Genomic DNA, 8,435 nt, shown 5'->3' with positions numbered 1-8,435 from the left:
AAGAAGAGTATCCAGGCACCACCAACCCGTTCCCGTGGATGAGCGAGATCATGGACTTGAAGAAAGAGAAGAATTTCTTTGAGACTCGTGTGATCGAGTATCAGACTGGCGGCGCGTTGAGCTGGGACTAATCAACGACACAGACCTAACTGTGGGAGCAAGCCCGTTCCCCCATTGGGTCTGCGGTGTTTTACAGACTTTGCAAATTGCCACTTATGCCCAATCAAACCATCAAGACACCTTGCGTCGGCCTGTGCTCTACCGTTTACGGTGATCTGGTGTGCAGGGGCTGCAAACGCTATCACCACGAAGTGATCCAGTGGAACGGCTACAACGCCGACGAGAAGCAGGCCGTGTGGCTGCGCCTTGAGCAATTGTTGGTGCAGGTGATGACCAGCAAACTGGAAGTGTTTGATGCGCACCTGCTGCGCCAGCAGCTGGAAAGTCGCACGATCCGCTTTATGCCGCACCAGTCGCCGTATTGCTGGGCGTACCAACTGATAGCCCGGGGTGCGCGGGTAATTTCCAAGTTGGATGCGTATGGCCTGGCCTTGTTGCCGGAGTTTCGTGAGCGCCATTTGGCGGACCTGCGCGACGCGATTGATCGGGAGTTTTTCCTGCTGTCCGAGGCGCATTACGAGCGGTATATCGCGCCAGGGTTTATTCGGGACGTGTTTGGTTCACCCTTGATCGCTGCATTCTAACGACGCAATTGTGTTTAAAATGCCGCCCGCTCAATGACCGACGTTTAACGATGAACCCAGACGCACTCACCACCCTGCACACTCACTTGCTCACCGCCCTGGCCAGCCCACCGGCTGAAACCCGGCGCCTGTTCCACGGCCGTGGCCGCTGCTGGCCGGGCCTTGAGCAATTGACGGTGGACTGGCTACAAGGCGTGCTGCTGGTGTCGTTGTTCAAGGCGCCTGATGCAGAACACCTGCACGCCCTGAAACAGCTGCTGCAGACGCAGTTCAATGCCTACACCGTCGCGCTGCAACACCGCTACTTGCCGCAAAGCACCACCGAATGGCTGGTGGGCAACCCGATCGACGAGCTGACCATTATTGAAGGCGGGCTGCGTTACCTGATCGACCTGGGTAAAAAACAGAACAGCGGGCTGTTCCTCGACATGCGCTACGGCCGCAACTGGGTTCGCGAACACGCCAAGGGCCAGCGGATACTCAACCTGTTTGCCTACACCTGTGGGTTTTCCGTGGCCGCCATCGAAGGCGGCGCCGACCACGTGGTCAACCTGGACATGGCGCGCGGCGCCCTGAGCCGCGGCCGCGACAATCATCGCCTGAATGGTCATGACCTGAGCAGGGTCAGTTTTCTGGGCCACGACCTGTTCAAGTCCTGGGCCAAGGTCACCAACAGCGGCCCCTACGACCTGGTGATCATCGACCCGCCGTCGTTCCAGAAAGGCAGTTTCCTGCTGACCAAGGATTACCAGCGCGTATTGCGGCGCCTGCCGGACTTGCTGACCCCACAGGGCACCGTGTTGGCGTGCATGAACGACCCAGCCCTCGGCGAGGACTTCCTGATCGACGGTGTGACACAAGAGGCACCCGGGTTACGATTCGTCGAACGGCTGCAAAACCCGCCGGAATTTCCTGATATTGATGCGCAAAGCGGCTTAAAGGCCTTGGTGTTCAGCCAGGGCTGATGCCGAAACGGCTTACGCTTGCTACGCTAAGTGATGCACCAGGTTGGTGAACCTTCTGACCCCCTTCCCGGTCGATACCTGCATTCCCCGGCCAGACTCGACAGCGTCACGTTGTCGGCTGCCCCGTTTCACCTTTTGGAGAACCGCCCGTGATATCGACCCTGCATGTAGCCAGACTCAAAGCCTGGGGCGCCCACGGCTTTACCGCCACCGGTGTGGTATTGGCCTTCCTGGCCACCCTGGCGCTGCTGGAAAACTCACCCAAGGCTTGCCTGCTGTGGCTCGGCCTGGCGCTGGTGGTGGACGGCGTCGACGGTTCACTGGCGCGACGGGTCAACGTGAGCACGGTCTTGCCGAGCTTCGACGGATCGGTACTGGACCTGGTGATTGATTACCTGACGTATGTGTTTATTCCGGCGCTGTTTATCTACCGTTATATCGACCTGCCGGAATTTACCCACCTGTTGACGGTGTCGGTGATCCTGGTCTCGTCGCTGTTCTGCTTCTGCAACGTGAACATGAAAAGCAAGGACAACTACTTCGTCGGCTTCCCCGCAGCATGGAACGTGGTTGCACTGTGTGTCTATATCATCCAGCCGCAAGCCTGGGTCACCTTGCTCACAGTGATTGGCCTGGCGCTGCTGACCGTAACGCCAATGAAGTTCTTGCACCCGTTCCGGGTTAAGCGATTCATGCCGATCAATATCGCGGTGACCACGATTTGGTTGCTGTGCAGCTTTTTGATGGTGGTGGATTATCCGAACACCAACCCGTGGACGTTTGGGTTGTGGTCGGTGATGTCCGCGTACTTCCTGGGGATTTGTGTCTGGCGCACCGCCCTGGAGTGGATCGAGGCACGCCGCTAGTAAGTCGGCACGGTTAAAAATGTGGGAGCGAGCAAGCCCGCTCCCACAGTTGGATTTGCATACCTCGGGCGAGTAAGATGGCGGCCTTTCGCTTAGCGCCCTGCCAATAATAAGTCCTGCCCATGCCCTTCGAACTCAGCGTAGACCTCACCACCCTCGCCATCCTGGCCGTCGTCGCGTTCATCGCCGGCTTCATCGACGCCATTGCCGGCGGCGGCGGCTTACTCACCACGCCGGCCCTGCTCACCGCCGGCATGCCACCCCATCTGGTACTGGGCACCAACAAGCTCAGCTCCACGTTCGGCTCGGCGACCGCCAGCTTTACCTTTTACCGCCGCAAGCTGTTCCACCCGCGCCAGTGGGTGCACGCCATCGTCGGTACGCTGGTGGGTGCGCTCGCTGGCGCAGTAGTCGCGCACTATCTGCCTGCAGAAACCCTCAACAAAATGCTGCCGGTGATCGTATTTGCCTGTGGTGTGTACCTGCTGTTCGGCGGTACACCCAAGGCGCCGCTGGACGCAGATGCGCCGATCAAGAAGAAATGGCAAGCCACCCAGGGCTTTGGCCTGGGCTTCTACGATGGCGTAGCGGGCCCCGGCACCGGGGCGTTCTGGACGGTGAGCACGATGCTGCTGTACCCCATCGATCTGGTCAAAGCCAGCGGCGTGGCGCGCAGCATGAATTTCGTCAGCAACGCGGCGGCGCTGTCGGTATTTATCTTCAACGGCTCGGTGGATTGGATCGTCGGCCTGGCGATGGGCATTTCGGTAATGGGTGGCGCGTTCTTCGGCGCACGCAGCGCGATCAGCGGCGGCGCCAAATTCATTCGCCCAGTGTTTATCACCGTGGTACTCGGCCTGACCGTGCGCCTAGCCTGGCAGCACTGGTTCAGCGTGGCCTAGACGACGGGCCAGGTAGAGGTCGATCAGGTAACGCGCAATCGAACGTGACGCCGGCAACGGCGGCAGGTCGTGGATATTGAACCACTGCGCGTCCTCAATCTCGTCAGCCTGAGGCACGATATCGCCACCCGCGTATTCAGCGTGGAAACCCAGCATCATCGAATGCGGGAACGGCCAGCACTGGCTGCCCATGTACTGGATGTTCTTGACCTCCACCTGCACCTCTTCGCGAACCTCGCGGATCAGGCAATCTTCGGCGGACTCGCCCGGTTCGGCAAATCCCGCCAACGTGCTGTACACGCCTGTGACAAAACGCGGCGAACGCGCCAGCAGGATCTCGTCGCCACGGGTCACCAGCACGATCATGCTCGGCGAGATTCGCGGGTAGCTGCGCAGGTCACAGGCCTCGCAATACATCGCCCGCTCGCGTGGCACCTGGACCATGGCCTGGCCGCAACTGCCGCAAAACCGATGCTCCCGTGCCCACGTGCCGATCTGCGCCGCATAGCCCAACACTTTGTACAGGGTGTGATCACCTTGCAGCATGAAGCCGCGCAAGCCCTGCCAACTGCAGCCCGGCACTTCAGCCGCCGCGTTGAGTTCCAGCAGGTACACCGGCTCGCCGTCGAGGTGGCCGATGCCGTGCTCGGCAAACACCGAAAGGTCCTGGCGCTTTAGCCATTCACGCGGGAACAGCGGGCCATTGGTGTCATGCAAAAAGCCCTCACGGCTGCGGGCAACGGCCCAGCCACCCGGGGTGTCGTTGTCCAGCAGCGTTGTGGTAATCCAGCCTGGGGTCATGTCAGTCAATCCACGAATTCGGGTTTCTGCTTACTCATGTGGGCCGCGATGGCCACGCGAAGGTCGTTGGATTGCAACATAGCCGAGTTCCAGGTGGCAACGTATTCCAAGCCATCATTGACGGTGTGGTCACGCATGTAGCTGATCATGGCCTTGGTGCCAGTGACCGCAATCGGTGACTTGGCGGCGACTTCATGAGCGATTTCCATAACGCCGGCCAACAGGCTGTCCTGATCGGGATACACACGGTTGACCAGTCCGATGCTGCGCGCTTCCTCGGCGCCAAACTGGCGGCCGGTGTAGGCCAGCTCACGCAGCATGCCGTCGCCAATAATGCGTGGCAGGCGTTGCAGGGTGCCAACGTCAGCGGCCATGCCGATATCGATTTCCTTGATCGAGAATTGCGCGCCTTCGGCGGCGTAGCGCATATCACAAGCGCTGATCAGGTCGATGGCACCGCCAATGCAGTAACCCTGGATTGCCGCCAGCACTGGCTTGCGGCAGTTGTCGACGGCATTGAACGAGGCCTGCAGTTCGAGGATCTTGCGTCGCAGCAGGCGCGCGTTGCGGCCCACGTCCTTGCCGAAGTCGTTGGCGACCGAGGCCAGCATCATCAGGTCTATCCCTGAGGAGAAGTGCTTGCCGGCGCCACTGAGCACCACGGCGCGCACGGCGTCGGTGTCTTCGACCCATTGGAAGATGTCGATGATTTCGGTCCAGAACGCCGCGTTCATCGCGTTGATCTTTTCCGGGCGGTTTATCTGCACATGGGCAACGTTGCCAGTGAGTTCGACGACGAAAGCTTGGTATTCGGGCATGGCAGTGATCCCTGGCTGGCGAGTAATTAGGCCCGAACTATAACAAGGGTGCGCAAGGACGCATCGGCCAAAAGCGGGACTGTACACCGTGAAGGAAAAGACGCTGGATAAAACCCTGCGTACACGCCATCCTTCGGGCTTTAAGCCGCCCCCTCAGCGGCGCTCGACGTTTAAAGGATATGCCCATGCACGCCCACCCCCTCACCTGCGCCGAATTTGAATCGATCGAAGATGCCCTGCTCAAATACGGCGACGACCATTGCGTATTGAACCTGGCCGAACTCGACGGCTACTTCACCGCGCTGGTATCCAGCCCGGTCCAGGTGGATGTGGCTGAGTGGTTCCCGGCCATCTGGGGCGGCCAGAACCCGGAATGGGACAACATCGACGAAGCGCAACGCTTCCTCGACCTGTGCGTGCGCCATCTCAATACCCTGGCCGAACAACTGGCGACTGATGCCAACGGCTTCAAGGCCCGCTTCGATGAAACCGAACACCAGGGCCAAACCGTGACCCTCGCCGAAGAATGGTGCTTTGGCTACATCCGCGGCGCCGCCATCGGCAACTGGCCGGAACTGCCAGCCGTGCAAGCTGCAGCACTGGAGAAAATTTCTTGGTGCGCCGAACAAGACAATTTCGAACTGCCGGCAGACCTGAACGTGCAAGCGCACCAGCAGCGCGTCAGCGAAATCGAACCGGCAGCGCGGGCGCTGCATGATTACTGGCTGACAAAACGATAATTTGGCTTTGGCTTTTGATCTTGATCTCAGGCGCCCCGTCAAACACGCTGGCCGAACGCAGGCGAGGTGCCGAGTGTTGGGGCAAGAGCCCTTTGGTTACTTTGGGGCTCTTTTCCAAAGTGACCCGCCGTAAGGGCGGAACCAATACCCGCCGTTACCAAAAAAACGGATATGTACCCCGATAGACCGCCATCGCAGGCAAGCCAGCTCCCACAGTTAGATCGATGTACACCCAAAAAATACCTGCGGTCATGACCCCATGGCTCGACAAGCACCGCATCTATACCCGATTATTCAAATCCGCCCACCGCCCGTGCCTTGAATCAGGAGCCCTGTACCTTGAGTTCGCAGAAAACCGTGACCGTTACACCGCCCAACCTCCCCCTCAATGGCAAGGTCGCGCCCCCCGGTTCCAAATCCATTACCAACCGCGCCCTCCTGCTGGCGGCACTGGCCAAGGGCACCAGCCGCCTCAGCGGCGCGCTCAAAAGCGATGACACCCGCCACATGTCGGTAGCCCTGCGCCAAATGGGCGTGACCATCGACGAGCCGGACGACACCACCTTCGTCGTCACCGGCCAGGGCAAACTGCAACTGCCGGCCCAACCGCTGTTCCTCGGCAACGCTGGCACCGCCATGCGCTTCCTCACCGCCGCCGTTGCCACCGTCGAAGGCACCGTGGTGCTGGACGGCGATGGCTACATGCAAAAACGCCCGATCGGCCCGCTGCTGGCGACCCTCCGCCAGAACGGCATCCAGGTCGACAGCCCCACCGGTTGCCCACCCGTCACCGTACACGGCGTAGGCAAAATCAAAGCCAAACGCTTCGAGATCGACGGCGGCCTGTCCAGCCAATACGTATCGGCCCTGCTGATGCTCGCCGCCTGCGGTGAAGCGCCGATTGAAGTGGCGCTGACCGGCAAGGACATCGGTGCGCGTGGCTATGTGGACCTGACCCTGGACTGCATGCGTGCCTTTGGTGCCCAGGTTGAAGAAGTCAACGACACCACCTGGCGCGTCGCCCCAACCGGCTACAGCGCCCATGATTATCTGATCGAACCCGACGCCTCCGCCGCCACTTACCTGTGGGCCGCTGAAGTGTTGACCGGTGGCCGCATCGACATCGGCGTAGCCGCGCAAGACTTTACTCAGCCGGACGCCAAGGCCCAGGCGGTGATCGCGCAATTCCCAGACATGCAGGCGACCGTGATCGGCTCGCAGATGCAGGACGCCATTCCGACCCTGGCGGTGCTCGCCGCGTTCAATAACACCCCGGTGCGTTTCACTGAGCTGGCCAACCTGCGGGTCAAGGAATGTGACCGCGTACAGGCGCTGCATGACGGCCTGAACGAGATCCGCCCGGGCCTGGCGACCATCGAAGGCGACGACCTGCTGGTGGCTAGCGATCCAGCGCTGGCCGGCACGTCGTGCAGCGCGCTGATCGACACCCACGCCGACCACCGCATTGCCATGTGCTTTGCCCTGGCCGGGCTGAAAGTGTCGGGCATCCGCATTCAGGACCCGGACTGCGTAGCCAAGACCTATCCTGAGTACTGGAAGGCGTTGGGCAGTCTTGGGGTTGCACTGACCTACTGAGCGATCCGCGTCGGAATGGGGAGGCAGTGCACATGACGATTCGCCAACCCTGCCCACCCGGCGCTTGCGTCTGCGACCGCGAACAACTGCTGCACGCGCCAGCTGCCGATCTGCGCATCCTCAACCTGACGCGCCAGGAAGAGAAGAAACTGCTCGACCGCCTTGAAGACCTCAAGAGCCTGCAAGACCTGGAGCGCCTGCAACAACTGATGTACCAGCAATTGGGCATTCGCGTCCATATCGCGCCAGGCCATACCGAAGTCAAGAGCATGCGCGGGATCCAGATTGTGATCGATGAACTGCCGGGCATGTGCCGCAAAACCCGACAATCGATCCCTGCCGCGATCCGCCGAGGCCTGGAGAAACGACCAGAGATCGCCTACCGCCTGCTGGATGCCCACGACCTGTTCCGCGAAGGTTGAGTCAACCGGCGACCGTCTCCCGCTCGAACAAACCCTGGCCCACGGTCTTGGCCTTTTGCAGATGCGCCTGCGCCCCGCCGCTTTCCGATTCCAGCATCAGCGCCGACGTCACCACCTGCGCGCCACAGTAGTCGAAGATCCCGTAGTCGATCTGCGTGCGCATCGCCTTGGCATAGCCGTGTCGGTCGAATGCATCGTCATCGGCGGCGCCCAAGGCCAGTAGGTGCACCTGTAAGTGCCGCAGCTTCTTCACCACCGGCGTATCGGGGCGGTAGTCGATCGCCCACCCATTGATGAAGACGCGGTCGATCCAACCTTTGAGCAGGCCTGGCAACGACCACCAGTAAATCGGAAACGCCAGCACCAAGGCGTCGGCGCGGTCGATGCGGGCCTGTTCGGCCAGTACGTCGGCCGGTGGCGTGGCGCGAGTGCGGTGCACCAAATGGTCGACCGCGGTATAGCGCGGGTCAAAACCCTCGGCGGCGATGTCGGCAATTTCAAAGGTGTGGCCTGATGCAGCCAGGCCAGCAGCCACCTGCGCGGCGACGCTATGGGTGAGGGATTGCGGATCGTGATGAGCAACAACGATGAGTGCGTGCATGACATTGACTCCCTTTGGGG

At 60.7% G+C, this 8,435-nt stretch carries 10 protein-coding genes and 1 pseudogene; 8 read left to right on the top strand and 3 right to left on the bottom strand.

Annotated features, from left to right (window positions below):
* From AACY30_RS20980 to AACY30_RS20960, 5 genes and pseudogenes are all read left to right on the top strand, one after another.
* A pseudogene (locus AACY30_RS20980) lies at window positions 1–131 on the top strand (ribonucleotide-diphosphate reductase subunit beta); the annotation flags it as partial.
* 84 nt (window positions 132–215) lie between these two features.
* Window positions 216–704 (top strand): DUF1289 domain-containing protein, encoded by a 489-nt coding sequence (locus AACY30_RS20975; RefSeq protein ID WP_339427993.1) that lies wholly within the window; start codon window positions 216–218, stop codon window positions 702–704.
* A gap of 50 nt (window positions 705–754) precedes the next feature.
* On the top strand, window positions 755–1,669 hold the full coding sequence (locus AACY30_RS20970) for a class I SAM-dependent methyltransferase (protein ID WP_339541073.1): 915 nt from the start codon (window positions 755–757) through the stop codon (window positions 1,667–1,669).
* Window positions 1,670–1,818: 149 nt separating this feature from the next.
* Window positions 1,819–2,535 (top strand): phosphatidylcholine synthase, encoded by a 717-nt coding sequence (pcsA, locus tag AACY30_RS20965; RefSeq protein WP_339470947.1) that lies wholly within the window; start codon window positions 1,819–1,821, stop codon window positions 2,533–2,535.
* A gap of 122 nt (window positions 2,536–2,657) precedes the next feature.
* Window positions 2,658–3,437: a TSUP family transporter gene (locus AACY30_RS20960; protein ID WP_339418495.1), complete on the top strand. Its 780-nt coding sequence runs from the start codon at window positions 2,658–2,660 to the stop codon at window positions 3,435–3,437.
* Here the strand turns inward: AACY30_RS20960 and nudC are convergent.
* Window positions 3,405–4,238, bottom strand: a complete 834-nt coding sequence (gene nudC, locus AACY30_RS20955; RefSeq protein WP_339541072.1) for an NAD(+) diphosphatase — start codon at window positions 4,236–4,238, stop codon at window positions 3,405–3,407. The two genes, AACY30_RS20960 and nudC, sit on opposite strands and share 33 nt — an antisense overlap.
* A gap of 5 nt (window positions 4,239–4,243) precedes the next feature.
* On the bottom strand, window positions 4,244–5,056 hold the full coding sequence (locus tag AACY30_RS20950) for a crotonase/enoyl-CoA hydratase family protein (RefSeq protein WP_339470943.1): 813 nt from the start codon (window positions 5,054–5,056) through the stop codon (window positions 4,244–4,246).
* Between the two features lie 185 nt (window positions 5,057–5,241).
* On the opposite strand from AACY30_RS20950, the gene AACY30_RS20945 reads away from it, so the two are divergent.
* The 3 genes from AACY30_RS20945 (at window position 5,242) to AACY30_RS20935 (ending at window position 7,814) form a co-directional block, all read left to right on the top strand.
* Window positions 5,242–5,796, top strand: coding sequence for a UPF0149 family protein (locus AACY30_RS20945; protein WP_339470941.1), 555 nt, complete (start codon window positions 5,242–5,244; stop codon window positions 5,794–5,796).
* A 339-nt stretch (window positions 5,797–6,135) separates the two neighbouring features.
* Window positions 6,136–7,392, top strand: coding sequence for a 3-phosphoshikimate 1-carboxyvinyltransferase (locus AACY30_RS20940; RefSeq protein ID WP_339541071.1), 1,257 nt, complete (start codon window positions 6,136–6,138; stop codon window positions 7,390–7,392).
* Window positions 7,393–7,424: 32 nt separating this feature from the next.
* A complete protein-coding gene (locus tag AACY30_RS20935) occupies window positions 7,425–7,814 on the top strand; it encodes a hypothetical protein (RefSeq protein WP_339470937.1) in 390 nt (129 codons plus the stop codon).
* Window position 7,815: 1 nt separating this feature from the next.
* On the opposite strand, the gene AACY30_RS20930 is transcribed toward AACY30_RS20935, so the two are convergent.
* Window positions 7,816–8,415 carry an NAD(P)H-dependent oxidoreductase gene (locus tag AACY30_RS20930; RefSeq protein WP_339418487.1) on the bottom strand — a complete coding sequence of 200 codons (600 nt, stop codon included), beginning with the start codon at window positions 8,413–8,415 and terminating at the stop codon, window positions 7,816–7,818.
* Window positions 8,416–8,435: the final 20 nt, after the last annotated feature.

Origin of the sequence: Pseudomonas sp. RA_5y_Pfl1_P24 (assembly GCF_963970945.1) — a bacterium.
GTDB lineage: Bacteria > Pseudomonadota > Gammaproteobacteria > Pseudomonadales > Pseudomonadaceae > Aquipseudomonas > Aquipseudomonas tritici.
This window is presented reverse-complemented; position numbering and strand designations above follow the sequence as displayed.

Excerpts from the sequence above, each read along its gene's own strand:
- AACY30_RS20975 (WP_339427993.1), top strand. The coding sequence starts at position 216 with ATGCCCAATCAAACCATCAAGACACCTTGCGTCGGCCTGTGCTCTACC.
- AACY30_RS20970 (WP_339541073.1), top strand. The coding sequence starts at position 755 with ATGAACCCAGACGCACTCACCACCCTGCACACTCACTTGCTCACCGCC.
- AACY30_RS20960 (WP_339418495.1), top strand. The coding sequence starts at position 2,658 with ATGCCCTTCGAACTCAGCGTAGACCTCACCACCCTCGCCATCCTGGCC.
- nudC (WP_339541072.1), bottom strand. The coding sequence starts at position 4,238 with ATGACCCCAGGCTGGATTACCACAACGCTGCTGGACAACGACACCCCG.
- AACY30_RS20950 (WP_339470943.1), bottom strand. The coding sequence starts at position 5,056 with ATGCCCGAATACCAAGCTTTCGTCGTCGAACTCACTGGCAACGTTGCC.
- AACY30_RS20945 (WP_339470941.1), top strand. The coding sequence starts at position 5,242 with ATGCACGCCCACCCCCTCACCTGCGCCGAATTTGAATCGATCGAAGAT.
- AACY30_RS20935 (WP_339470937.1), top strand. The coding sequence starts at position 7,425 with ATGACGATTCGCCAACCCTGCCCACCCGGCGCTTGCGTCTGCGACCGC.
- AACY30_RS20930 (WP_339418487.1), bottom strand. The coding sequence starts at position 8,415 with ATGCACGCACTCATCGTTGTTGCTCATCACGATCCGCAATCCCTCACC.